Origin of the sequence: Algoriphagus aquaeductus (assembly GCF_003253485.1) — a bacterium.
GTDB lineage: Bacteria > Bacteroidota > Bacteroidia > Cytophagales > Cyclobacteriaceae > Algoriphagus > Algoriphagus aquaeductus.
Map to the genome: position 1 here is coordinate 210,313 of NZ_QKTX01000005.1, position 24,453 is coordinate 234,765.

The 24,453-nt window shown below is 44.0% G+C and carries 26 protein-coding genes; 13 read left to right on the top strand and 13 right to left on the bottom strand.

Annotation, left to right across the window (positions count from 1 at the left end):
• Nucleotides 1–63: 63 nt before the first annotated feature.
• The 8 genes from CLV31_RS22045 to CLV31_RS09100 all read right to left on the bottom strand — a co-directional run bounded on the left by CLV31_RS22045 (nt 64) and on the right by CLV31_RS09100 (nt 8,065).
• Nucleotides 64–1,485 (bottom strand): M56 family metallopeptidase, encoded by a 1,422-nt coding sequence (locus CLV31_RS22045; RefSeq protein ID WP_111392567.1) that lies wholly within the window; start codon nt 1,483–1,485, stop codon nt 64–66.
• Nucleotides 1,485–1,865 carry a BlaI/MecI/CopY family transcriptional regulator gene (locus CLV31_RS09070; protein WP_245943366.1) on the bottom strand — a complete coding sequence of 127 codons (381 nt, stop codon included), beginning with the start codon at nt 1,863–1,865 and terminating at the stop codon, nt 1,485–1,487. Before CLV31_RS09070 ends, CLV31_RS22045 begins: the two co-directional genes overlap by 1 nt.
• 161 nt (nt 1,866–2,026) lie before the next feature.
• Entirely contained in the window at nt 2,027–3,067 is a 1,041-nt protein-coding gene (gene arsB / locus CLV31_RS09075; RefSeq protein WP_111392569.1) for an ACR3 family arsenite efflux transporter, read from the bottom strand.
• Complete coding sequence (locus CLV31_RS09080; RefSeq protein ID WP_111392570.1) at nt 3,064–3,687, bottom strand: low molecular weight phosphatase family protein; 624 nt, start codon at nt 3,685–3,687, stop codon at nt 3,064–3,066. Before CLV31_RS09080 ends, arsB begins: the two co-directional genes overlap by 4 nt.
• Before the next feature lie 18 nt (nt 3,688–3,705).
• Nucleotides 3,706–4,179: a DUF6428 family protein gene (locus CLV31_RS09085; protein WP_111392571.1), complete on the bottom strand. Its 474-nt coding sequence runs from the start codon at nt 4,177–4,179 to the stop codon at nt 3,706–3,708.
• A 47-nt stretch (nt 4,180–4,226) separates the two neighbouring features.
• Nucleotides 4,227–4,565: an ArsR/SmtB family transcription factor gene (locus CLV31_RS09090; protein ID WP_111392572.1), complete on the bottom strand. Its 339-nt coding sequence runs from the start codon at nt 4,563–4,565 to the stop codon at nt 4,227–4,229.
• A 276-nt stretch (nt 4,566–4,841) separates the two neighbouring features.
• A complete protein-coding gene (locus CLV31_RS09095) occupies nt 4,842–5,678 on the bottom strand; it encodes a DUF4249 domain-containing protein (protein ID WP_111392573.1) in 837 nt (278 codons plus the stop codon).
• A complete protein-coding gene (locus tag CLV31_RS09100; RefSeq protein WP_111392574.1) occupies nt 5,678–8,065 on the bottom strand; it encodes a TonB-dependent receptor in 2,388 nt (795 codons plus the stop codon). The genes CLV31_RS09095 and CLV31_RS09100 overlap by 1 nt, the downstream gene beginning before the upstream one ends.
• 142 nt (nt 8,066–8,207) lie before the next feature.
• Here CLV31_RS09100 and CLV31_RS09105 point away from each other — a divergent pair, with 142 nt between their 5' ends.
• The 4 genes from CLV31_RS09105 to CLV31_RS09120 all read left to right on the top strand — a co-directional run bounded on the left by CLV31_RS09105 (nt 8,208) and on the right by CLV31_RS09120 (nt 11,688).
• A complete protein-coding gene (locus CLV31_RS09105) occupies nt 8,208–9,173 on the top strand; it encodes a VWA domain-containing protein (protein ID WP_111392575.1) in 966 nt (321 codons plus the stop codon).
• The gene (locus tag CLV31_RS09110) at nt 9,173–9,817 is read left to right on the top strand and encodes a hypothetical protein (protein ID WP_111392576.1); all 645 of its coding nucleotides are present in this window, start codon (nt 9,173–9,175) and stop codon (nt 9,815–9,817) included. The genes CLV31_RS09105 and CLV31_RS09110 overlap by 1 nt, the downstream gene beginning before the upstream one ends.
• Nucleotides 9,807–10,415 carry a hypothetical protein gene (locus tag CLV31_RS09115; RefSeq protein ID WP_111392577.1) on the top strand — a complete coding sequence of 203 codons (609 nt, stop codon included), beginning with the start codon at nt 9,807–9,809 and terminating at the stop codon, nt 10,413–10,415. Before CLV31_RS09110 ends, CLV31_RS09115 begins: the two co-directional genes overlap by 11 nt.
• Before the next feature lie 91 nt (nt 10,416–10,506).
• A complete protein-coding gene (locus CLV31_RS09120) occupies nt 10,507–11,688 on the top strand; it encodes an acetyl-CoA C-acyltransferase (RefSeq protein WP_111392578.1) in 1,182 nt (393 codons plus the stop codon).
• A 98-nt stretch (nt 11,689–11,786) separates the two neighbouring features.
• On the opposite strand, the gene CLV31_RS09125 is transcribed toward CLV31_RS09120, so the two are convergent.
• Both CLV31_RS09125 and CLV31_RS09130 read right to left on the bottom strand, forming a co-directional pair.
• Entirely contained in the window at nt 11,787–12,530 is a 744-nt protein-coding gene (locus CLV31_RS09125; protein ID WP_111392579.1) for a hypothetical protein, read from the bottom strand.
• A 25-nt stretch (nt 12,531–12,555) separates the two neighbouring features.
• Nucleotides 12,556–13,563 carry an FAD:protein FMN transferase gene (locus CLV31_RS09130; RefSeq protein ID WP_181452598.1) on the bottom strand — a complete coding sequence of 336 codons (1,008 nt, stop codon included), beginning with the start codon at nt 13,561–13,563 and terminating at the stop codon, nt 12,556–12,558.
• Nucleotides 13,564–13,758: 195 nt separating this feature from the next.
• On the opposite strand from CLV31_RS09130, the gene CLV31_RS09135 reads away from it, so the two are divergent.
• The 9 genes from CLV31_RS09135 to dprA all read left to right on the top strand — a co-directional run bounded on the left by CLV31_RS09135 (nt 13,759) and on the right by dprA (nt 22,331).
• The gene (locus CLV31_RS09135; RefSeq protein ID WP_181452599.1) at nt 13,759–14,805 is read left to right on the top strand and encodes a toxin-antitoxin system YwqK family antitoxin; all 1,047 of its coding nucleotides are present in this window, start codon (nt 13,759–13,761) and stop codon (nt 14,803–14,805) included.
• Nucleotides 14,806–14,863: 58 nt separating this feature from the next.
• The gene (locus CLV31_RS09140) at nt 14,864–15,805 is read left to right on the top strand and encodes a phosphoribosylaminoimidazolesuccinocarboxamide synthase (RefSeq protein ID WP_111392582.1); all 942 of its coding nucleotides are present in this window, start codon (nt 14,864–14,866) and stop codon (nt 15,803–15,805) included.
• A gap of 17 nt (nt 15,806–15,822) precedes the next feature.
• Complete coding sequence (locus CLV31_RS09145; RefSeq protein ID WP_111392583.1) at nt 15,823–16,200, top strand: STAS domain-containing protein; 378 nt, start codon at nt 15,823–15,825, stop codon at nt 16,198–16,200.
• Nucleotides 16,197–17,129, top strand: a complete 933-nt coding sequence (locus CLV31_RS09150) for a ribonuclease Z (protein ID WP_111392584.1) — start codon at nt 16,197–16,199, stop codon at nt 17,127–17,129. Before CLV31_RS09145 ends, CLV31_RS09150 begins: the two co-directional genes overlap by 4 nt.
• Nucleotides 17,122–17,913 carry a queuosine precursor transporter gene (locus CLV31_RS09155; RefSeq protein WP_111392585.1) on the top strand — a complete coding sequence of 264 codons (792 nt, stop codon included), beginning with the start codon at nt 17,122–17,124 and terminating at the stop codon, nt 17,911–17,913. The genes CLV31_RS09150 and CLV31_RS09155 overlap by 8 nt, the downstream gene beginning before the upstream one ends.
• Nucleotides 17,914–18,157: 244 nt before the next feature.
• Nucleotides 18,158–19,966, top strand: coding sequence for a DEAD/DEAH box helicase (locus CLV31_RS09160; protein WP_111392639.1), 1,809 nt, complete (start codon nt 18,158–18,160; stop codon nt 19,964–19,966).
• 79 nt (nt 19,967–20,045) lie between these two features.
• Nucleotides 20,046–20,750: a 16S rRNA (uracil(1498)-N(3))-methyltransferase gene (locus tag CLV31_RS09165; protein WP_111392586.1), complete on the top strand. Its 705-nt coding sequence runs from the start codon at nt 20,046–20,048 to the stop codon at nt 20,748–20,750.
• A 128-nt stretch (nt 20,751–20,878) separates the two neighbouring features.
• Nucleotides 20,879–21,232: a MerR family transcriptional regulator gene (locus tag CLV31_RS09170; protein ID WP_111392587.1), complete on the top strand. Its 354-nt coding sequence runs from the start codon at nt 20,879–20,881 to the stop codon at nt 21,230–21,232.
• On the top strand, nt 21,204–22,331 hold the full coding sequence (dprA, locus tag CLV31_RS09175; RefSeq protein ID WP_111392588.1) for a DNA-processing protein DprA: 1,128 nt from the start codon (nt 21,204–21,206) through the stop codon (nt 22,329–22,331). The genes CLV31_RS09170 and dprA overlap by 29 nt, the downstream gene beginning before the upstream one ends.
• A gap of 7 nt (nt 22,332–22,338) precedes the next feature.
• Here dprA and CLV31_RS09180 read toward each other — a convergent pair whose 3' ends face one another.
• Genes CLV31_RS09180 through CLV31_RS09190 form a run of 3 tightly spaced genes read right to left on the bottom strand, consistent with a single transcriptional unit; the run spans nt 22,339 to nt 24,390 of the window.
• A complete protein-coding gene (locus CLV31_RS09180; protein ID WP_111392589.1) occupies nt 22,339–22,941 on the bottom strand; it encodes a Uma2 family endonuclease in 603 nt (200 codons plus the stop codon).
• 42 nt (nt 22,942–22,983) lie between these two features.
• A complete protein-coding gene (locus CLV31_RS09185) occupies nt 22,984–23,535 on the bottom strand; it encodes a PepSY-associated TM helix domain-containing protein (protein ID WP_111392590.1) in 552 nt (183 codons plus the stop codon).
• 3 nt (nt 23,536–23,538) lie between these two features.
• Complete coding sequence (locus CLV31_RS09190; RefSeq protein WP_111392640.1) at nt 23,539–24,390, bottom strand: hydroxymethylglutaryl-CoA lyase; 852 nt, start codon at nt 24,388–24,390, stop codon at nt 23,539–23,541.
• Nucleotides 24,391–24,453: the final 63 nt, after the last annotated feature.

Consider the following 24,453-nt stretch of genomic DNA (forward strand, 5'->3'; position numbering starts at 1 on the left):
ATGGTATGTTAATTAAGTAGGAAAGATCAAATCTATTTTGGTTAGAGAGATGGATGATATTTCCTATTTAGATTGGTAGGCTGTGACAACCAACCCACTTTGCTGATTGACTTTTGGAAGTGGAATTTCGGATACAGGGATTTTGACGGGAAAGGCAACAGGCTTTTCGATTTTAAATCGAATCGGTAATCTCATTCGGGTTTTTACGGCTCTACCTCTTTGCCTTCCAGGTTCCCAACGTGGCGCACTACTTACGACACGTACAGCCTCTTCATCGGCTCCCCCTCCTATTCCGCGTAGAATCTCAACATTATGAATAGAACCATCCGTGTGAATTTCGAACACAACAATGACCGTTCCCTCGATTCCTTTTTCCCTGGCCGAAAGGGGATATTTAAGGTTTTTCGCTAAATACTCATTCCAGCCTTTCATTCCTCCTTCTGGATTAGGCTGTTGCTCCACTACATCAAAAACCTCATCGGCTACTTCCGTGATGATTACAGGATTGATTTTTTGAACTTCATCCTTGGGCAAATCAGCAAATGAAGGAGCGGGTTGATCTGTCAAAGGTACTTCTACGATTTCGGTGAATTCTTCTTTCAAATCGGAGACTTTTGGAAGCAATTCCTCTTTTTCGCATGAAAACATAAACATCAAAATACCAAGGACAGGAATCAGTGCAAAAAATCGGAATCTCTGCAGGCGAGATGATTTTCCTTTCGCCATCATGAGAATCCTTTTCTTGGTCTGAAACTGATTGAAGTTATTCATGAATTGCCAGCCTGGTTTGCCTGAGATCAACCTCAGAAGAAGCATGGCATACTCTTTCGGTGAATAATAAGAAGTAACCCCTTGATCAGCCTGATATTCGTGAACTTCCCTCAAAGACCTTTCGAAAAGGTAAATCAATGGATTAAACCAAAAGATCACCTTGGCAAAATTTACCAATAGCAAATCCCAAGAATGCCGGTAGGTCACATGCATGGATTCGTGAAGAATAATTTGCTTTTGGGAGGGATCTTCCGGCTCAAAACTTGGCATCAGGATGTATCCAAAAAACGAAGCCGGAACAAAATCAGGGTGCAAGGCAATCAAATGATTTTCATGCCTGACTTTCTGCGCTTGACCGATAAGCCGTTGGGAAATCATAAAGCCAAAAATCAATCTTCCAGCCATCACCAACGCCCCAATTAAATAACCTACTAAGAGTATGGAAGGCCATTTAGGGGCTTGATAAGCCGGCAAAGTTTCTTGTTCACCTACTTGAAATACCGGGAGGGTCATTTCTCTCACTACATTGCCTCCACCAATTCCCATAAAATCAATGGAAAGTAGAGGAATCGTAAAAGAACTTACCAACAGTACCAATAAAATCGCCCGATTTAGGGAAAAAAAAGTCAATTCGCTTAGCGCAAACCTATATATCAACAAGGTCAGACCCAAACAAACCGAAACTTCAAGTAGGTAAACAAGTACTGATTCCATTATTCGGAGGGTTTATCCATTTTATCGATCAAATCCTGCAATTCATTAATTTCTTTCTCAGAGATGTTTTTCTCCTTAACCATAAAGGAGAGAAAATTCCCAACCGATCCTCCAAAGAATGTGGAAACCAATCTGTTGATGCTTCTTTTGCTGTATGCTTCCTGATTGATGATAGGCTTGTAAATATTCACAGTACCATACATGCGGTGACTTAGGTATCCTTTGCGCTCTAGATTACGAATAGTTGATGCCAAGGTCGTGTAAGGTGGCTTGGGATCCTCCAACTGATCCAATACATCTCGGATCAAGAGTTCTCCCTGTTTCCAAAACAGGCTCATGATTTCTTCTTCGTGCTGATTTAACTCTTCCATAGGTGACATTTTAAGTGGTTTTTCTTGGTGCTACTAATATTTAGTAATTCTACGTTTTTGACTTGTTAATTGCAAGAAGAAGAATCAAAAAAAATTGAATCTTTTCTTACCTAAAGAAAAAAACCGGTCTTTGAGCCGGTTTTGAAATAAAAATAGAAGCGTGTGTCTTCTTAATTTGAATAGTATTTAGCTCTCAACCAGAAAGCAACCCTGACCAATAAGATCAAGGCCGGAACTTCTACCAAAGGACCAATTACCCCGGTAAATGCCTGACCTGAACTCAAGCCAAAAACTGCAATTGCCACTGCAATTGCCAATTCGAAATTGTTTCCCGCTGCGGTAAAAGAAATCGCAGCATTTTGAACATAGGGAGCTCCCATCACTTTACTGAAAAAGAAGCCCAATACAAACATTATCAAGAAATAAACTAGCAACGGAAGGGCGATTCGAAGTACATCGCCTGGGATTTCTACAATCAATTCTCCTTTAAGTGAAAACATAATTACAATGGTGAACAGTAAGGCTATCAGGGTGATCGGGGCAATTCTTGGCAAAAACTTTTCTTTATACCAGGCTTCACCTTTGATGTTTGGCAAAATCAAGCGGCTTAAAAGTCCGGCCAAGAAAGGTATACCCAGGTAGATGGCAACACTTTCAGCTATAGTACCTATGGAAACATCAATGATGGCGCCTTCAAAACCTAATAAGGGAGGAAGTTTGGTAATGAAAAACCAGGCATAAAAGCTGTACCCAAACACTTGAAAAATACTGTTGAGTGCAACAAGCCCTGCTCCATACTCCGAGCTACCCTCCGCCAAATCATTCCACACCAAGACCATGGCAATACACCTCGCCAATCCGATCAAGATCAACCCTACCATGTACTCCGGGTAATCCCTGAGGAAAACAATGGCCAAGACAAACATCAACATAGGCCCCACTATCCAATTTAGAATTAAGGAAATGCTGAGAATTCTGACGTTTTTGAAGACTTTGGGCATAAGTCTATAATCCACTTTGGCCAAGGGAGGATACATCATCAAGATTAAACCAAGGGCTATGGGAATATTGGTCGTACCCCGGCTCATGGCTTCTACCCTGTCGGCAAATGATGGCAAGAAGTACCCCAAAGCCACGCCAAGAATCATCGCAAGGAAGATCCAAAGCGTCAAATTTTTATCCAAGAATCCCAATCTCCTTGGTGCGCTCATCGTCTTTCACTTACTTTTTGAAAAACCAAAAACAACTCTGCCCCGATCTGATGGGAGCGTTCGGTATACATCTTCTCCTCCAAGTCTGTCCCATCAAAGGCTTTGGGATCTTCAAACCTTAAAGGGATTCTGGCTTCTGCACCGGGAATAAACGGACAATTCTCATCAGCATGATCACAAGTCATCACCGCAGCGAAACCTTTCTGTGCATTGATGACATCATCATATACTTTCGAAAACGTCGTGATAGGCTCGGAATCTTCCCCATGAAAAACAAAATAGGTAGGATTGCCTTCTCCTTTTTGGATCACTTTGAATCCATCACGACGGATCGCAGCTACGGCCCGTTCATTGAAAGCCGTCACCTCCACTCCACCGGAATAGCAAAAAGCTTCGATACCAAAATAATCCGCCGCAGTCTGTGCCCAAATCTGGGAAAACTGACTTCTTCGGCTATTGTGCGTACAGATAAAATTCAGTCGCACTTCCTCTCTGTTTTTGATTTTGCCTAAAATATACTCAACCAGGGATTCAATGACCGGCATTCTTTCTTCAGGAATCTGACGGATTGGCAAGGAGTCAATAGTCCTCTGGAGGACTGGATAAATTGTATTTTTCATAAAAAGGAAAATCAACAATTAACAACACCCGGAGTTGGGAGTACAACAACCTGCTGAAGCGGCCTGCAACTCAGAGAGACGTACTTTTGGTTTTTGAGCAGGTATTCCGCATTTGTCTTTTGCGAGGCAATCGGTCATTTTCTTAGTCAGCACAAAAGCTGCTCCGTTAAATTCCAGTCCATATTTCCCGATGGTATCCCCTTGGTATTCCACCTCCACTTCCAGATCCTCCAAGCCTAAAACTCGCTCTGAAAGCTCAATGATGTCCAAAAGTTTTTTGGCACCCAACCGGTGATCGTAATCTCCATCTTCCCAAAGCTGGAAATTGATGGATTTTTCATCTCGGATGGTCCCTCCGCAATCAATAAATTTCTTGTTTACCTGACCGATTTCAGTGATGTGAAAATGCGCAGGTACTGAAGTTCCATCCGGCAAAAGGAAGGTCAGTTGACTTAGGGATGGAAGCTGGGATTTGATTTCTGATAAGTACATAAAGATTGGATTATTGCAATATTACGATTGATTAAGATAAATTTTTTTTAACAACAATCTCCTGATGAACAAGACTGGGTCAGTTGATCAAAAAGACCATTAAACAAAGCACTGACTCGCTCCCATTTTTCTTCATTGAGACAATAATTGACTGAGACACCCTCGATGGACCCTTTTATTAGTCCCAATTCTTTCAATTCTCTCAAATGCTGAGAAATAGTAGCTTGGGCAAGCCCTAGCTCCTGAACCAAGGTTCCGTTGATGCAAGACTTGGTCTTGGCCAAATACTGCAGAATGGCAATCCTCGCGGGATGCGCAAAGGCCTTTGCCAATTGAGCCAGTTCGTTTTGCTCAGTGCTGAAGAGATCTGTTTTCGTGATTCCCATAATTACATTGCAATATTACGATTAATAAAATTTCTCAGACAAACATTTGCGAATATTTTTTGAAAAAAATTTTCGGATACTGGCAATCAGCCTCCCTGTAAGACGGCTTAGCAGGCATTGGGAATTTCCCGAAAAGGTTGAAATACAAATCCTCCGGTCGTTTGTACTGAGCTTGTCGAAATATCGGTTGCCCGTGCCGAACACACTCGATGTACCCACCTCGTGAATCAATGAGGATTTGGAATGTTACAAGTGCGGACAATTATTAAAAATAAATCAGTCGTATTTGGCCTGAATCAGGACGGTTCGGCTCAAAATGGGTGAAACCGTGAAAAATCCAAGAGCGGGGGTATTACCTTTCACTGCTTTAATGTTCGACTCAGGATTTTGAGGCGGAGGACTGAATAATCCCCCGTCATTGAAAAGCAAATTGACCAGCTGATTAAGGTACTCAAACGCGTCCCGATTGAGACGGTATAGTTCAAGTCGCACCCGGTCATTCTCTTTAAATGAATAACCCAATTCCAAGCCTTTTTCAAAAAACTGAAGACCAAAAGTATCGTCAAACAACAGGTAATCCTCCCGTTGATTTTTGAGGGTATCATTTTCTATCACCCGGATGCGGTAATTGTTGTCCGCTGTGAAAGGGATTTTTCCATATACTTTAATGTAGAAACCTTCTTCTCTAAAAAGTCTTTTTTCTTCAAATTTCCAGGTGACGCTGTCTACAATCGGTGCAGCCAGCATCATTCCTGAGGCTTGATATGCTTTATCATTCCACACCACATTGAGCTCATAGGTTTCTCCTACCCGCGCCCGCTCTGATGGATGGGGGCGGTAAGAATTGGAAGCAGTGATGAAATTAAATGGAATCACTCTTCCGGAACTTTTGACCCGGATGAAAACCTGCGCATCTCTGATGATCTCCAAATCCATCGAATCATAATAGTTTTTGGAAAGGGACATTTTGACTTCATTATAGACCCCCTGATCGGTCCAAAGCGCCTCGATGACCGGAAGTCTCTCCTCGTTTTGATCCAAAACCAAAAACACCTCCTCTTGACAGGACATTAAAGTCAGACTCAAAAGAAATATGACGGCGTATCTTATCATCAGAACTGAAAATTATAAGTAAGTGAAGGTAAGAAAGTAAACAGGTAAGTCATCACTACACCAGGCCTTGCAGAGACCACCTCGCCGTCCGAAAAGGAGAAGTTGATGTCATTGTTGAATATGGTCCTAAACTCGTATGCAAACGGATTTTTTCTTCCATAGAGGTTGTACACACTGAAATTCCAGCTTCCTCGCCACTTTCTACCTTTGTCGGGATTTTTCCAGGTAATGGATGCATCCATCCGATGATAATCCGGAAAACGGTTGGTATTCCGAAAATCCGAATAAAGCGGCACAATCTGATTGTCGACCACATAAGAACCAACAGGAAAAGATACGGCCTGACCGGTGGTATACAAGAAAGTCAACCCTGCTGTCCAGGATGCGGAAAACTCATGATTGAGCACCAAAGTCACATCATGAGGCCGATCAAAACGTGGATTGTAGGGTTGATTTCTGCTGATTCCTTCGATTTGCCTCCATGCCCGTGACCAGGTATACGCCAGCCATCCGGTTGTCTTCCCTGTATTTTTTCGAAGCAAAAATTCTGTTCCGTAAGACCAGCCATTCCCGCTGAGAATTTCTGTTTCCACCCGATCTGTAAAAAGCACTTGTGCTCCATTTCGCAAGTCAATCACATTTCGCAAGTCTTTATAATACCCTTCCAATGAAACCTCCCAGCGATTTTGATCAAAATTATGAAACAACCCCAACGAAATCTGATCGCTTCGGACCGGTCGCACATATCTTCCTGCCAAGATCCACCGATCAATCGGCAGACCGGCAGAACTGTTGGTTGCAATCTGTGCGTACTGAAAATTTCTATTGAATGCGGCTTTTACCGAAAACTCAGGATTGATCAGGTAGCGAAAGGCAAGTCTTGGCTCGAGTCCTTGGTAAAACTTCATTTTTTCAAGTGTCCCAAAGGAAACCGAATCGGAAGGGTCAATATTTCGGTCAGGAATTCCATCGGGATACAGATATTGAACTCCTTTTCCCACCTGTTGGTAAACTCCCCATCGAATACCTGCCTCGGTACTGAGTTGAGGTGAAATTTCATGGGCTATTCCTCCAAATAAATTCAGCAATACTCCCTGAACGGATTGAGTAGCGATAGGGCTGATCGCGCTTTCGGGGGCCGGGATCAAATCGATCGGCGCAAATGAATAAAGCTGATGGTGCGTGCCCCAATTTATTGTAGTAGATTTTTTAAATATTCGAGTCCAATTGGCCTTAATTCCTGACTCGGAAAGCGCGTTTTTCCATAAAAATCCATTTTCCCGATCCTCAAAATCTACCCGGTATTTATATCGCGAATGATAGGCCTGCAAATCGAAAAAAGAGGATTCTGAGTTCACCCTATTCCAATTGACCGAGCTCACCCAATTGGTCCAGCCAAGGCCAAACTGATTGTCCAAACCCAAAAAATCGCTTCCCTGATAAGTACTCAAAGACAGCTTGTCTTTTTCCCCCAATACAAAAGAAAACTTTCCGCTCAAGTCATGGAAATTGAGCTTGTTGTTATTGATATTGGGATCAGAAGAAAGTTTCAAAAACAAATCCGCATAGGTTCTCCGGGCGCTGAGAATAAAGCTTGAATTTTTCCCAAACAGTGGACCATCCAAGGTTAATCTGGACGAAATACTGCCTATCCCTCCTTCCCCGTGGATTTTATCCCTACCTCCTTCTCTCAGGCTGACATCGATCAACGAGGAAGCTCTTCCTCCAAATTGGGAGGGCATGTTTCCTTTGTAAAGGTCTACTTTTTTCAGCGCATCAGGATTGAACACTGAAAAGACTCCAAAAAAATGAGAAGCATTGTAGACAGGTGCTCCGTCCAATTGCACGAGGTTTTGATCCGCGGAACCTCCTCTTACAAAAAGCCCGGTGGTTCCTTCACCCGCAGTCTGTACCCCAGGCAGTAATTGAAGGCTTCGCAGCAAATCCACCTCACCAAATAGTGCCGGAATATTTTTGATGGTTTCAATAGGAACCGAGGCTTTCCCGATTTCCAGATTTTTGATTTGCTCGTCCGGTCTTCGCTCTTGGATGATGACTTCTTGAAGGGAAAGTTCCTCCGGTTTGAGATAAAACTTCAACAGTTTATCCGTTTCTCGTTCATGGATCACCCGGATGGACCTTTCAAAACCCACGTAAGAAATGATCAGTTTGGCAGGTAGGGATATGACAGACAGCTGAAATCTTCCATCCAGATCAGTAATGGTTCCTTGGGAAGTATATCCTTCCCAAAAAACACTTGCCCCTATTAAAGGCCCTGAATTGCTGACGTCCATGACCTGTCCATTCAAAGTCTTTACCGCTTGGGAATATGCCTGAGTGCCAAAGAAAAACAAGTAAACCAAGGTAAGAACTCGCAAAAAAGGCATGAATGGGAAGATTAATAAGTCACAGAAGGCGAACGGTCAGAGAAAATTAATGTTTGTTAATTCTGCCATTTCTTTTGCTTCTCATAAGCGCCTTTGCAGAATTGAGTCTTTCAAAGTTAGGTTTATTTCCTAATTTCAGGCCATGATTTGGGCATACCCTGACCTCAAACTCACCCTTTTGTTTGCCGGGATATTTATCCTGCTATACCTGCTTTACATCACCCGCTTTTGGGCAATCAATCGCCGCCTCAAGGTTGAAAAGCAGCGTCTATTCACCAAACTGATCGTGAGGACGAGTTATTTCATTCTATTTCTGATCGCCTTTGCAGGCCCATCCATCGGCAATTCCTTCAAGGAAGTAAAAGAAGAAGGAAAGGATATTTTTATTGCGATCGATCTTTCGCAGTCTATGGTAGCGACGGATGTAGCCCCCAATCGACTGAGGAGAATTCAGTTTGAACTCAAAGAACTGCTCAAGTCTTTTCCTTCAGACCGAATCGGATTAATCATCTTTTCAACCGAGGCTTTCCTGCAGCTGCCATTGACCTATGACCAGGCAGTGGCCAACTTATACATCGATGGGCTCAACATCGGTTTGGTCCCGAACATGGGAACGGACCTGACTACTCCCTTAAAAATGGCCCTGGATCGATTTCAAAATGACCAAAGTCCTGAACTGAAATCCAAATCAGTGATTCTTATTTCTGATGGAGAGCACTTTGGAGACAATCTGGGCAGTATTTCTGAGGAGCTTTATGACAACGGCATCAAAGTATTTTCCATTGGCGTAGGCACTACCAAAGGAGGCCAAATGCCAAGGGGCAATGGCGTGGTGATCGACCCGCAAACCGGGCAGCCTGCGCTCACAAAACTGAACCCCGATCCACTGCGATATGTGGCAAATGAAACCGGGGGGCAATATTTCGAGATCTCCGATCAAGCTCAAGAAATGGGCAGCCTGATCTCTGCCATAGAAAATCTCGAAGGCGGTGTGGCCAATACCCGGGTGGTGGAAGCCAGCTCCAACAAGTATTTCTATTTCCTGTTGGCAGCGTTAGGTTTGGCATTGCTGGATATGATTTTACCGATCAAAACCATCAAAATCTAATGGGCTGGAATAAACTGATCATTGCGGCTTTACTTGTTATCCCTTCTTCGTGGACCAAGGTGACCAGGCTGAATAATGCCATCCAAACTGCGGAAAAAAGCTATGCAGAAGCCCGATACGAAGATGCGATCCGAGACCATCAGCTATTGATCGATGAGTTTCAGTATAGCTCCTTTGCCTTGGATTTTGACCTTGGCCTGAGTAATCACTATGCTGGAAAAACAGACGAGGCGATGGCTTTCTATGATCAGGCCACACAGAGTAAGGATAAAAATCTGGCCTCCTTTTCCTTCAATCAGGCAGGGATCATCCTGGGAAATAAAAAAGAATACCAAGCGGCTTTGAGTAAATTTCAATCCGCCTTGATTCAAAATCCACTCAATGAGCAAGCCCGATACAACTATGAACTACTAGCCAGATGGCTTAAAAGAGACGAAGAGCGAAAGCAACAGGAACAAAACAAGCCCGAACCTTCGGAATTTGCCAAAAGGAAAAAGGCAGAAGCAGACCGATTGGTGGAACAATTCCGCTTCAAAGATGCTTTGAAAATTATGGAGGAAGCTTTGGCACAGGATTCAACCGTGGCAGCATATCAGGATTTTATGACAACACTCAAAGACGTGGTAGAAATCGATGAAAAATAAAACTCTTGGATTGGTATTCGTTTTGGCGTTTATATTTTCGGAATATGCCATCGCTCAAAGTGCCGGAGACTTTTTCAACCGGGCGGCACGCTCCTATGTAAAAACCGAAAAGGAACAGGCACTCCGGGAAGTCAATGATGGTTTGACCAAATTCCCCAATGACGCCAAGCTTAAGGCACTAAAGGAAAAACTGGAAAAAGAACAGGAGGAAGAACAACAGCAAAATCCTCAAGATCAGCAGCAGCAAAACCAGCAGAACCAAAGTCAAAAAAGCGAAGGCGAACAGGGAGACTCCAAATCTGAGCAAAAAGACGGAGAGCAAACCAACGAAGACAAAGCCAAAGAAGGCCAGAAGGGAGAAAATCCATCCCAACAAAGTGAAGAGGCCGGAGAAAATGCCAATGACCAAATGGACGCCAATCTAGCCGATCGTCAAAAGAAGTTGGAAGAGATGAGGGAAAAATTGAAGTCTATGAACCTGACTCCCGAACAGGCAGCGCAGATTCTGGAGTCGCTGAACGCCGCCGAACTTCGCTATATCCAGGAAAACAAAAAGAAGCCGACTCAGCGACCTAAAAAAGGATTGCCGGATTGGTAAAAAAATCGCCCGATGACCGATGCTCGATGTCAGCTGAATCATCGGTCACCGGACATCAGACATCAAGCATCAACTAAACCCAAATAGTAACATGAACAAGGAAGTATTTATCGTCTCCGCAGTCAGAACTCCCCTGGGAAGTTTTGGAGGCAAGCTCTCCGGAATGACTGCCATAGAACTGGGAAGCATTGCCATCCGTGGCGCTTTGACCAAATCCGGAGTCAAATCCGAAGACGTAAATGAAGTATTTATGGGCAATGTGATCTCTGCCAATCTGGGTCAGGCTCCTGCCCGTCAGGCTGCCATCGGAGCGGGAATCGGATACCATGTGCCTTGCACCACCGTGAATAAAGTATGTGCATCCGGAATGAAAGCCGTGATGCTCGCAGCGCAATCGATCATGCTGGGCATCAATGACGTGGTGGTAGCCGGTGGTATGGAAAGCATGTCCAATGTGCCCTATTATGTCCCAAAGGCAAGATTTGGGTACAAATACGGAAACGCCGAACTGATCGACGGATTGGTAAAAGACGGACTTTTTGAAGTGTACTATAAATTCCCAATGGGAAACTGTGCGGAAAATACCGCCAAAGAAATGAACATCACCCGCGAGCAGCAGGATGAATATGCCATCCAATCCTACAAAAGAGCCGCTGCGGCTTGGGAAGCAGGCATGTTTAAGGATGAAATCGTACCGGTGGAAATGACCGGCCGAAAGGGAGAAACGATCCTGATGGAAGAAGACGAGGAATTCAGAAATGTGATGTTTGACAAAATCCCTTCCCTGAAGCCTGTATTTGACAAAAACGGAACCGTAACAGCTGCCAATGCATCTACCATGAATGACGGCGCTTCGGCCTTGGTTTTGATGAGTAAAGAAAAAATGGAGGAGCTTGGGCTGACTCCAGTTGCCAAAATCAGAGGATTTGCAGATGCGGCTACCGATCCGCTTTGGTTTACCACAGCTCCGGCTTTGGCCATTCCAAAGGCCTTGAAACATGCCGAAGTTTCTTCAGACGAGGTTTCCTATTACGAAATCAACGAAGCTTTTGCAGCGGTAGCGATCGCCAATCAGCGTCAACTTCACTTGGACAATGACCGCCTGAATGTATTTGGAGGGGCTGTTTCTCTCGGTCACCCACTTGGAGCATCAGGCGCCAGAATCATCACGACGCTCAACTCTGTCCTTCACAAAAAATCCGGTAACATCGGAGTAGCAGGCATCTGCAACGGGGGTGGCGGCGCTTCAGCGATTGTGATTGAGAAGGTTTGAAGATTGGGATAGAAACAGATTTTAACCAACAGTAAAGTTCTAATCTTCGATAAATAATAAGAAACAGAGGTCGCATCAAACAAATATGCGGCCTCTTTTTAATTCAAGTTGATTCCAATGGTTAAACCCAACCAGGGCTTATTTTGATAGATCCAAAACGACCGGTTGGAATCCAGAAGATTATCCCAACCAATAGCTAAGCCCAAAGTAAATTTGTTCACGGCAAAAATGGCTGCAATGCCTTTTGAAAGAACTATTCCCTGATAGTCAATTGGAACAATTCCTGCCGTCAGGAATTCATTGACATCAGAATTGCCGATTCCTAAAAACCCACCAAAAGAAACCCCAAAATGGTCGGTGGTCAAGTTTACCTTTCCGAGGGGAGAAGTGGCACTCCCGTCTAATTGATAGTAGTCAAGACGGTACCCAAGATACGCAGCGGCATTTAAGACGCTGTTGATTTGAGAAGGAACAACAGATTGAGCAGGTCTATACTTTATAGGTATGGTGATCAGATCCAAATCAAAAGATTTCTTTGTCAGATGAAGCTGGTTGGCAAATTCAGGGTTCGTTTTATCGATAACAAGCAAAGGAGATTTACCATCGGGAACTACCCATTTTCCGTCTTTCCGTTCTACCTCATAAAATTCCAAGACCTCCCCTTGCTCCTCAAGGTACAGTTGCTGAGAATTTCCTTCATCAATTTTTGATAAATACACCTCTTCTCCTAGCCCATATTTCGGAGAATTTTTGATAGAGGAACATGACGTCCCAACAAGGAGCACTCCTGCCAAAGTTTGATAAAAGGCTGAACAATGATTTTTCTTTGTAAAAGCCATCATTTCAGAGATTTGGAAGCGATTGAATCTAGTTTGCTGGATCTCTTGGAAAACCTGAGGTAAAGTCCAGTTCCAGCTTTTCTTTTCCGCCGATCACAAACATGGCTTCCACACCGGGAAGCTTCTCAGCCAAGGCTTTGGCCCGCTCAGATCCCATTGCCATAAAGGCTGTAGCCAAAGCATCTGCTTCTGTGGCAGAAGGAGCCAGCACGGAGACCGAAACCATCGAATGACTCACCGGAAACCCGGTAAACGGATCGATCAGATGGGGACGCCTGTTTCCTTCCTCGTCGACGTAAAACTTTCGATAATTCCCTGAACTGCTGATCGCCCTCCCGTCCAGTTCTACTTTGGTCAGCATGGTGCTGCTTATACCCAATTCTGCCTGCTGAGGATCTTCTACGCCTATGGTCCAGACCGTTCCCCGTGGGTTTTTGCCTTTAGCCTTCATTTCTCCACCGATTTCGACCATATAGTTTTCCACTCCGGCCCCTTCCAATACCGCTACAAGCTTGTCGATGGCATATCCCTCCCCTATTCCGGTAATATCCAGTTTGACTCCATCCTCTGCTGCCACATAACCAGAATCAGAAACGACAACTTTGGATTCAAAACCCACCAGTTTTCTGAGTTGGTCCACTTTCATCGAATCCATTTTTTCTCTTTGTTCAAAAGAAAAACCCCATGCCTTCAGCAACGGAAAAAGCGTAGGCTCATAAAAACCTTGACTCAACCGATGGTATTTCATCGAAGAATCCATCATGTCCTGGAAGGTGAAAGAAGGCTGAGTCAATTTTCCGGTGTTGTTGAAATCCGAGACCTCAGAGTCTTGAATATAAGAGTTGGAGGCTTTGTTGATCAATGCGAAAACCGAATCAAACTGGGGCTGAAAATCTCTTTCGGGATCACCGACCTGAATTCGGTAGTAAGTCCCAAAAATCTCCCCCTCATACATTTTGAATTCGAGCGCTTTTTCCTGAGTGCATGAAAAAATAAAAATCAGGCTAAGTAGTAAATAAGTCGGTTTAGATGACATACGGAATGGAGTTTGGCAAACCCTGAAAAATAAGGTTTGGATAATTTTTGCCCAAAAATAGTCAATTTGACTCCCTTGCTCGTTAATTTTCCAAAATCTTACCAACGCCTTGATATGGTTTTGTTTCTTCGGGTCAGCCAACATGTTAACAAAAAATTCAAATTCCTGACACTCCTGATGCTGTCCGGAGTTTTTATGTCTCATTCTTTCTCTCAAGATACCATCCGTACCTATTATGATGAAGGTGAAACCCGAATCAAGGAGGTCCTGACCAAAATCAATGGAAAAGCAGAAGGACCTGTGTGGCTGTATGACATCGACGGAAAGCTGATTTTGATCGGAAATCTCAAAAATGACAAGCGAAACGGGGCTTTTTATGATTTGGATCCGGAGACGGGAGATACCCTCCGAATCGTCACTTTTCGGGATAATCAGCGGGAAGGGAAATCGATCAGTTACTTTCCCGGAGGCAAAATCAGTCAAGAATCCACCTTTGTCAACAATCAACTCGAGGGGGAAGTCATTTCCTATTTTGAAGATGGAAAAATTCAGGATAAAACCACCTTCAAAAACAACAAGCCGGATGGTCTTTCTCTTTCCTACTATCCAAATGGTGCAGTCAAATCAAGGATTAATTTTCAGGCAGGCCAATATCACGGCACTTTTGAGGAATGGGATGAATCAGGCAATCTATTTTACAAAGCCATTTACAGTAAAGGCGTTTTGAACGGTCCCGAAATCAGTTACTATTCAGAGGGGCAAATCAAGTCTCAAAGGCAATTTGTGATGGGAGCTCTGGACGGAGCCTATCTCAACAACTACCCGGATGGAAAACCGGAGCGGAAAGGAATATTCAAAAAAGGCATTCCGGAAGGCGAGCTGATCGAATATTTCCCTGACGGGACCCTTAAAATGAAGGCGGTTTATTCCAAGGGGATTCCCACCCAGCCTATCCTCTATTTTCATGAAAATGAAAACCTCCGACAGCGTGTCACATTTGATTCCAAGGGCGGAAAAGAAAAAGAGGAAAATTTCTACGCTTCAGGCAAGCCTTATTCCATCGTCCAATTTATCAACGGAGTGGAAGAAGGTGAAGTGAAAATTTATTACGAAAACGGCAATCCTCAGGAAATCAGAAATTACTCCAAAGGAAGACTTCATGGCAAGCGGGAATACTTCAATGAAAATGGGGAGTTAGTCCGCTCGGAAACCTATGAATTCGGAAATATTATCAATAAATAAAACACCAGTCTGAGGCTGGGGAAATAGGTTTTTCTATTTTTGCCCAAACGTATTTCAAATGAGCAATGCCATCAAAGAAACCCACTTTACCTTCCCGGGACAGGTGGGATTTTATAAAGGAAAAGTAAGAGACGTATATATTTTCGAAGAAGAACTGGTGGTGGTCGCATCCGACAGGATCTCGGCATTTGATGTGGTCCTTCCCCGGCCGATTCCTTTCAAGGGTCAAGTGCTCAATCAGATCGCAGCGGGATTTTTGAAAGCCACCGCTGACATCGTACCCAACTGGGTGACATCCACTCCCGATCCGAATGTCACGATAGGCAAGCGATGTGAACCATTCAAAGTGGAAATGGTCATAAGAGGATATCTGGCAGGACATGCCGCGAGAGAATACAAGGCTGGAAAGCGGGTCCTTTGCGGGGTCAACATGCCGGAAGGTTTGAGAGAAAATGATCCTTTCCCTGAACCCATCATCACTCCTACCACCAAAGCTTCCGAGGGGCATGACGAAGACATTTCCAGAGAAGACATTCTCTCTAAGGGAATTGTCAGCGAGGCAGATTATGTGATTTTGGAGAAATACACCAGAGCCTTATTCAAAAAAGGTCAGGAAATGGCCCGGGAAAAGGGCTTGATCCTCGTGGACACCAAGTATGAGTTTGGAAAATTCGGAGATCAAATCCTGCTCATCGATGAGATCCACACCCCGGACTCTTCCCGATATTTCTACGCTGAAGGCTACGAAGAAAATCAGGAAAAAGGCTTGCCTCAAAAGCAATTGTCCAAGGAATTTGTCCGACAATGGCTGATCTCCAATGGATTTCAGGGAAAAGAAGGGCAGACCGTACCGGAAATGACCGATGAAATTGTAGAAAGCATCTCTGATCGCTATATTGAGCTTTTCGAAAACATCACCGGAGAAAAGTTCGTCAAAGCAGACACGAACAACATCCAATCAAGAATAGAAAAAGCAATTACGAACCATTTGACCAACTAATAAGAACCCCACCAAATATGAAATACACCATCGATAAAAAAGAGCAGTATGTAGTTTTCTCCCCTATGGAGGAAAAGATCGATTCCTTGCTGGCTCCAAAACTGAAGTCAGAGCTGTTGACCATCCATGCAGAAGGATACGCCAATATTGTATTGGACATGAGTGCGGTAAAATATGTGGACTCCAGCGGATTGAGTGCACTGCTTGTAGGAGATCGCGAATTCGGCCGAAACGGGGGTATTTTCTTGATCTCAGGAGTGCAGGAGCATGTCATGAAGCTGTTGAAAATCTCCATGCTGGACAAAAAACTAAATTTGGTCAACAGTCTTGAAGAGGCAGGAGAAGCCGTATTCATGCACGAAATCGACGGAGGCGAAGACGAGGAGGAGGCTTGATCCCTGAATTTGAAGTCACCATTTTAGGAAACACTTCTTCCATCCCTGTGCATGGAAGAAATCACACTGCCCAAGTCGTCAGATTTGGGCAGGAGTGTTTATTGCTGGACTGTGGTGAGGCTACTCAAATCCAAATGAGGAAGTATAAGATCAAGTCTTCCAAGATTTCACACATTTTCATCTCCCACCTTCACGGAGATCATTACTTGGGCTTGATCGGAGTGTTGTCCAGTTACCATCTTTCGAAACGAACCCAGCCATTGACTATTTTTGGTCCGCAAGGCCTGGATGAAATTATTACCACCCATTTCCGCTGGAGTAACACGCGTCTTTCCTATCCCATCGAATTTGTACAAACCAAGGCTGATAGCCTAAATCTACTGGTAGACCTTCCCAGATTTGCTGTTTACAGTTTCCCATTGCTTCACCGCATACCTACCACTGGATTTTTGATCAGGGAAAAAAAAGGACTCAGAAGCCTGATCAAAGAAAAACTTCAAGAAAAGAAAATTCCATTGGAGGCCATTCACGAACTCCGTCAAGGCAGGGATTACAGGGATTCGGACGGTCAGGATTACCGGGCAGAAGACTATGCTTATCCCCTGCCTCCTTTGAGGAGTTATGCTTTTTGTTCCGATACGATTTTCCATCCCGAAATCTCCGGATTTATTCAAGGGGTAGATTTACTCTACCATGAATCCACCTTTATGGAAGTTGATTCAAAGCGTGCAAAAGACACTTTCCACTGCACTGCCATACAAGCTGCCGAAATCGCACGACTAAGCGGCGTAAAAAGATTGCTGTTGGGTCATTTTTCATCCCGATATGCGGACTTAAATGATATGCTGACCGAAGCCCAAACCGTTTTTCCCCATTCTGTTTTAAGCGAAGAAGGCAGCACTTACCCTATCCTTTCTAATTATGAATGAAATTCAACAAAGCAGAAAAACGAACCTGTTTATCATTCTGGGATCCATCTTTTTGACCAATGCCATCCTCGCCGAAATCATCGGAGTCAAGATATTTTCCGGAGAAAAAACACTGGGATTTGAGCCGGTCAACTGGACTTTTTTCGGAGAATATGTCTTGGATTTCAATCTGACCGCAGGAGCCGTCATTTGGCCTATCGTTTTTATTACCACAGATATCATCAATGAATACTTTGGAAAAAAAGGAGTCCGAAAGATCAGCTTCATTACAGCAGGATTGATCGCTTACGTTTTTGTAATCATCAGCTTAGTCACAGTTTTAGTGCCCGCAGATTTCTGGTTGGAAGTCAATGCCCAGACTCCGGATGGTTCTGGCTTCAATATTGACTATGCCTTCAATACGATTTTCAGACAAGGTCTGGGAATCATCATCGGCTCATTAACCGCATTTCTATTGGGTCAGTTGATCGACGTATTTGTGTTCCAAAAACTCAGAGCTGTCACGGGTCCAAAAATGATTTGGCTTCGAGCCACAGGTTCTACCTTGGTTTCCCAGTTTATTGACTCATTTGTGGTGCTTGGCATTGCTTTTTATGTCTTTGGCAACTGGAGCATCAGTCAGATCATCGCCGTAGGCATGATCAATTACATCTACAAATTTACCGTGGCAGTTTTGTTGACACCTCTTTTGTATGTGGGACATGGCATGATTGACCGTTATTTGGGTAAGGATCTTGCAGAAAAAATGGCAAAGGAGGCTTCGGCAGACAGGTCGTTTTTATAATAGTTTGGAGATAAAAACAGAAAATTTAAAAGATTCAAAAAAAGGAAAACCAAATATATTTCGCTTTAAACCTCTGATTTTTACAGAATATTCTAAAAACTTTTGAAGTGGGTTTGGTTTTCGGAATTTTTCATCCTACTTTTGCATCGTCAATTTTGACACAGCTATTTTTCGAGCCGTGAATCCTTACTGTCGCTTGTCTGGGATTTAGGAGTACATGGCAAGAAAAAGTAAGGAAACATTCATGGAAAACACAATCAAATTCTCAGACCTGGGGATTTCAGAAGAAATCTTGCGGGCCGTGGAAGAGATGGGTTACACTCAACCTTCCCCCATTCAATCACAAGCTATTCCTTTCGTACTGGAAGGTCGCGATGTCATCGGTCAGGCGCAAACCGGAACCGGAAAGACTGCAGCATTTGCCATTCCAATTATCGATTTGGTAGATCCTGAATTCAACAGACCTCAGGCCATCATCCTTTGCCCTACCCGTGAACTCGCGGTGCAGGTAGAAGGAGAAATCCAGAAATTGGCGAAGTATCACAAAAAAATCAGTTCTGTGGCTATCTATGGTGGCGAATCTATCGACAAGCAGATTCGTACCCTGAAGAAAGGCGTTCAGATCGTGGTAGGTACTCCAGGCCGTATTCAAGATCACATGGATCGTGGTACGCTTAGATTGGAAGACGCCGGTATCATTGTCCTTGACGAGGCAGATGAAATGCTGGATATGGGCTTCAGAGATGATATCGAGGCGATCCTTCAGGAAATGCCGGAAGAAAGACAGACCGTCTTCTTCTCAGCTACGATGGCCAAGCCAATCATGGACTTGACCAGAAAGTACCAGACCAACCCGGAAATCATCAAGGTTGCTAAAAATGAGCTTACCGTATCCAAAATCGAGCAGGTTTACTATGAAGTGAAGCCTTCTTTGAAAATGGAATTGATGGTTCGTCTGATGAATATCAACAACTACGCCCTCAGCGTGGTCTTCTGTAACACCAAGCGCATGACCGATGAGGTAACTGAGGCATTGGGTGCCAGAGGAATCCTAGCAGAAGCACTTCATGGTGACCTTTCTCAGGCTCAGCGTGACAAGGTGATGGGCAAGTTCAGAAAAGGACTTTGCACCGTTTTGGTAGCAACTGACGTGGCCGCCAGAGGTATTGACGTGGACAATGTGGAAGCTGTTTTCAACTTCGACATTCCATTGGACGAAGAGTACTACGTACACCGAATCGGTAGAACAGGCCGTGCCGGCAAATCCGGAACAGCGATCACCTTTATTACGGGTCGTAGAGAAACCATGAAATTGAGAGACTTGGAGCGTTACACCAAGGCTTCTATCAATAAAATGACTCCTCCATCAGTTACAGAACTGGTCGAGTTGAAAAAAGCTCAATTGGTGAAAGACGTACACCGCGTATTGAGCAAGGAAGAAAACAACGAAATCTTCGAATCTACCATCAGTCAAATGGTTAAAGAAGGTTTGACTCCAGAGCAAATTTCTCTTGGCCTATTGAAAATGGTGATGGGAGATGCCGTGAAAGAACTGAAGGATCAGGACTTTGGCATCGAAACAGCCTACGGAGACCGAAGAAGAGAAGGCGGACGTGACGGAGGTCGTGAAAGCAGATTCGGAGACCGAAGAGAAGGTGGAAGAGGAGATCGATTTGGACGTAGCGAAGGAAGAGGAGACCGTTTTGAAAGAGGTCCAAGAAGTGGTGGAGATCGTTTCGAAAGAGGAAGCCGTTTTGGTGACAAAAAAGAAGGCGGAAGAGACTTCGCTCCAAGAACAGAGCGTACACGGGATGCTAACATGACGCGTCTATTCCTCAACTTAGGAAACAAAGATAGAATCCGTCCGAATGATATTGTAGGAGCCATCGCCGGAGAAACTGGCGTACCTGGAAAAAGCATCGGCGGCATTGACATTTTTGACAACTTCTCCTTTGTGGATGTGCCTCAGAAAGACGCTGAGCACGTAATCCGAGTGATGAAAAACAACACCATCAAAGGAAAGACCGTCAACATGGAAATTTCAAAAGGTTAATTTGGTTATAGGTTAATTTGGTTTAAAAGCACATTTCTGATAGGAATGTGCTTTTTTTGTGTCCACATCCCATCAGGTTATGCAGCTGTTTTTTCAAGACCAGGTTACCGAACCCATTTCCACGCTCACAGAAGAAGAATCCAAGCATTTGATCCGTGTGCTTCGCAAAAAGCAGGGAGATGTCATCTCACTGACTGATGGAAAAGGTATGGTCTATGAATCGGTGATTTTGGAAGCCAATCCCAAAAAAGCCAGTCTGAAAATCCTGAGCAAGAAAGTAGCCCAAGAAGACCTTTTTTACATCCACCTGGCCATTGCTCCTACCAAAAGCCCGGATCGGATGGAATGGATGGTGGAAAAAATTACTGAAATCGGATTCCATGAATTGACTCTCATCGAAACGATAAATTCAGAGCGTTCCTATCTCAAAACCGATCGCCTCCAGAAAAAAATCATTTCGGCCTGCAAGCAAAGTATCAAGTTTAGAACTCCCATTCTCAACTCTATCACCAAGTTCGATGATTTAATCAAGAGAGATGAATTCAATGATTTCCAGAGATTTATCGCTTATGTGGATGAAAACCCTCCACATCATTTGATGGATTTGGCCCAGGCTGGAAAAAAATACCTGGTCCTAATCGGTCCTGAGGGCGATTTTGATCCCAAGGAAATCCAACAGGCTTTTGACTCGGGATTTGAGGCAGTTTCATTGGGTAAAAGTAGACTCAGAACCGAGACAGCCGGACTATCAGCTGTTCAAATCCTGCAGGTATTAAACAGATAAAATCAAGTTTTTACAAGCATTGCTTGAAGTAAAAATTGAAGAGACGTACGATTTTCTTATTTTAGAACGTTTTTAAAACTCACCTGAGCGTGGGTAAATTTCCAATTCCATTTTAAATAATTCCTGCTGTGCCTTACAAAGAGCGAGAAATAGAAAAAAAATACTATTCCATCGGTGAAGTAGCTGACATGTTCAAAGTAGCCGCCTCTCTGATTCGCTATTGGGAAGGAGAATTTGACATCATCCGGCCAAAGAAGGACAAAAAAGGCAATCGTCGGTACACCAAGGATGACATCCAGAAAATCCGATATGTCTACCATCTGGTCAAGGAAAAAGGATATACGCTTCAAGGTGCTCAAGAAGTAATCGCCTCTGGTAAGCAACAAGGATTTGACAAGGTTGCTGCGGTACAGAAACTTCAGGAAATCAAGGACTTTTTAATCAATCTGAAGCATGAACTTACTTCCAGATCCGGATCATGAGCAACTCCGATATCATTTAGCACTTGCGATTGCCCCAAAGGTTGGGCCTTCACTTTTTAAAGCCATCGTATCTTACAGCGGCTCTCCGAAGGATTTTTTCAGACTGACCAAAGGCAAAGCCTTAAAAATACCCCGAGTTGGAGAAAAGCTTCTCGAAATCCAAAAACAGGAATCCTCCCTGATTAAGGCCGCTGACGAAGTCATCGAAAGTTGTTCAAAAAAGGGCTTCCAAATTCATTTTTCCACTTCATCCCAATTTCCACAAGCACTTAAATCCATCGAAGATGCTCCCGTCATCTTATTCTCTCAAGGTAAGGGAGATTTGAATCCCGAGCGGGCAATCGGAATCGTAGGTACTAGAAGTGCCACCTCTTATGGAAAAGCCATCACCAAAAAAATCGTAGAGGATCTTCTCCCCTATCAACCGACCATCATTTCAGGATTGGCCTATGGAATCGATATTGAAGCCCATCGGGCTGCACTCCAAGTCGGACTGCCTACCCTAGCGATCATGGGCTCTCCTTTGGATTATATCTATCCTGCCGCACATCGAAAGACCGCCGAGCAACTTCAGGAAACCGGTCTTTTGCTTTCCGAATATGCACCCGGAAGCAAGATGGTTCCCGGAAATTTTCCGGCTAGGAACCGGATAATAGCCGGGCTTTCGGATGCCTTGATCGTGGTGGAAGCAGCCGAGAAAGGCGGGGCCTTGATCACGGCTGAGATTGCCTACAGCTATGATAAGGATGTCTTTGCCGTACCCGGAAACCTCCAATCAACTTTTTCGGAAGGCTGCAATCAGCTGATCAAAAAAATGAAGGCTTCTATCTACACCGGCCCGGGAGACATTGCCGAGGCTTTATTTTGGAGCAAACCGGGAGAGGAAAAGATCAAAAAACCAACATTGGATCTATCTGGAAGAGATGAGGAAGAAAAAGCCATTTTATCGCATTTGCAGACAAAAGGCGAATCGGAAATCGACCTGATCTCCTATGCTACGGAGATACCGCTGGGAATTCTTTCCTCCAAATTGCTTTCTTTGGAGTTTGAAGGAGTCGTCAAATCACTACCGGGAAAAAAGTTTAAACTTTTGGTTTAATTCGGATTTATCCTTCAAAAATCTCTTCCAAATTGAGGCTAAAACCCGCTATACAAGAAGATTGGACTACATCACCTGAAACAAATAATCGTGAGGGATGATAGTGCCCTTCCTTGAGCGTATAGATCAATAAAGTCTGTTCATTGGGATGAATCACCCAATATTCTTTGACACCTGCTTCTTCGTAGACTTCGTATTTATTTTTTAGCTCACGTTTGTTATTGCCGGGTGAAAGAATTTCTACTACCAAATCTGGAGCTCCTAAGCATCCAGCCTCGTCAAGTTTTTTTATGTCGCAAACAATACACAAATCGGGCTGAACTACCGTGTCTATATCCTGATTTCTCTTTGATTTTACTGGTAATCTGACATCAAACGGGGCATGAAACACTTGGCAGGATTTTCCCTGCAAGAAATTAAAAAATACCGAAGTCAAACGAACAGAAACCTTTTGGTGAGACATCCTGGGTGCAGCAGCATCTCGTTTAAACACCTTTCCTTTGATCAACTCGACCATCTCATCCATTTGCCAAGTGAGGTAGTCGGCATAGGAATATCGGCCGTATTCAATATCGGGCTCATTTACCGTAGGAAGCTTATCATTTTCCATAGTGGAATTTAATACAAAGTAAAATTAGAAGGAAAAATGAAGCTATTTCCCTTTCAACTTTCTCACCACCTTAGGATAATACCATAAGTAAAAACCACTAATCGCCAGAAAGATCAATCCGATCGAAATCAAAGTCGAATAGGTCAGCTTAGCACCTTCATCCCCTGTGGTATAAAAGTCGATAATACTTCCATCGTGAACTTTTTCGATCCAGTCCGAATGGCGTGTGTCCACCGAAAGGACTTCGCCCGAGAATCCATCCACCTGTACTTCAGTAAAATGAGTTTTAAAGGTCACTTTGGCGGTTCCTTTGTCAGGACGAATATCAATGCGGTCCACTTCCGGATTTCTGCCTAGTCTTTTCATCTCTTCCTCCCCGATCTTCACCATTTCTGAAGGTAAGATCCAAGTACCGTTTTCTACTCGGGTAGAAAGCGTCGGTGGAAGCAATTCCACTTTCTTTTTCCAAGCCAATAAAATGGAAGTAATTCCGATCACGAGAAAGAAAATGATCAAGGGTACACCAAGCAATTTATGGATTCTTCTAAACCCGCGTAAGGCAATTACTTTACTTTGAACGTGCTGCTCAGCCATCAATCAAGAATTAAAGACAAACCTTGCAAGCTTCAATGATTCAGCGAGTTCTGATTTATCCAAATTCAGCTCAAATCCTTGACTTTCCAAAGTCTCAATCATCACTTCTGTGGCCATATTTCCCACCAGTTCGTCCTTGGCCATCGGGCATCCTCCAAAGCCATAGAGCGCTCCATCAAATCGACGGCACCCTCCTTGCAAGGCAGCCAATACTTTTTCCCCAATCGATTCGGGCCTGCTGTGCAAATGTGCACCAAACCGGATCTGCGGAAATGCCTGCGTTTGCACCTCAAAAAGCTGGGTGATCAGCCCTGGCGTTGCGACGCCAATGGTATCAGAAAGTGAAATGGTCTCCATTTGGAGTTGGGCCAATTTCTCCACAAACTCTGCAATCAATTCCGGGGAATAGGGATCTCCATAAGGATTTCCAAACCCCATACTGAGGTACACCACCTGCTTTTTTCCTTTGGCTTCACACAGGTTTTGAATCGCTTCTACGGTCTTCAGCGCATCTGCAATACTGGCATTGGTATTTCGCTGCTGAAACGTCTCCGAAACAGACAGCGGGAAACCCAAAAAGTCGATTTCAGGAAACTGAAGAGCATCTTCAGCTCCTCTAACATTTGCTACTATGGCCAGTAGTTTGGATTTGGACTTGTGTAGGTCCAGCATGTCCAACACCTCGGCCGTATCCCGCATTTGCGGAATGGCTTTGGGACTGACAAAACTCCCAAAATCAAGGGTATGAAACCCAACCTCCAGCAACTGATTGATATATGCGGCCTTGATGGCGGTATCTATAAAATCCGGGATTCCCTGCATAGCATCCCGGGGACATTCGATCAACTGAATCATGCCCGAAGATAGGCAGATTCGAGGATAGGAAGGAAAAAATAGGAGGAGTGGTTCAATCCTCTG